This is a genomic window from Neobacillus drentensis, assembly GCF_036965425.1.
GTDB classification, from domain to species: Bacteria; Bacillota; Bacilli; order Bacillales; family Cytobacillaceae; genus Neobacillus; species Neobacillus drentensis_F.
In genome coordinates, this window is sequence record NZ_JBALPP010000201.1 from 1 (window position 1) to 686 (window position 686).

Here is a 686-nt window from a genome sequence, read left to right on the forward strand (position 1 = left end):
CAATATATATATCTATGAATTTTTGTAATATAATAAAAAACAATTTTTTCTTTCACGTTGCCTGTTCAGATATCAATGTGTTTATTCTGCACATGCAGGGCGGCTGCCAACATATTCTCTTTAAAAAGTTATCGGCACATGATTATACCGGTTGGATTGATTTTAAACGGATTAGCTTATTGGGTTATTATTGACCATACTAGGGCAATGAGATATTTGGAAGGACCGTGGGTGGCTATTTCCGTTCCCACTGCATTTGGTATCCCGGTATTACTATGGGGGTTGGGATTTGTGTTTAAAAAAAAGCTACAACAGGCTGAATCCTAAGTATAAAGTTGGGATGTAAAAATAATGAATAGACGATGGTGTTGTGAAATTTGGAACCATCAAAGTCTGTTTGCCTAAGGATCCCGTCTTGATGAAAGCCGAATTTTTCAAGAAGCTTTTTTGAACCTTGATTTTCTGCAAATAAATCTCCGACAATGCGGTTTAGTCCCAATTCATTAAATACGAAAGGTAAAATTGTCTTTAAGACCTCGGTCATAACGCCTTTTTTGTGATAGTCTTGGTGCAAATAGGCACCCATTTCAGCTTTTCTATGCCACATATGGAGTTTATGAAGGCGAAACTTGCCAATGACTTCACGGCTGTTTTTTTCGATGATCACCCAAGGAATTTCTTTCTCC

Annotated in this window: 2 protein-coding genes; one reads left to right on the top strand and one right to left on the bottom strand. The window is 37.2% G+C overall.

From position 1 onward, the window contains the following. Positions 1 to 194, top strand: a 194-nt coding sequence (locus tag V7161_RS29920) for a hypothetical protein (RefSeq protein ID WP_335716400.1), incomplete at its 5' end; no start/stop codon positions are given. Between the two features lie 101 nt (positions 195 to 295). Here the strand turns inward: V7161_RS29920 and V7161_RS29925 are convergent. Continuing rightward, positions 296 to 686: GNAT family N-acetyltransferase (locus V7161_RS29925; RefSeq protein WP_335716401.1), on the bottom strand; the 391-nt coding region annotated here is incomplete at its 5' end.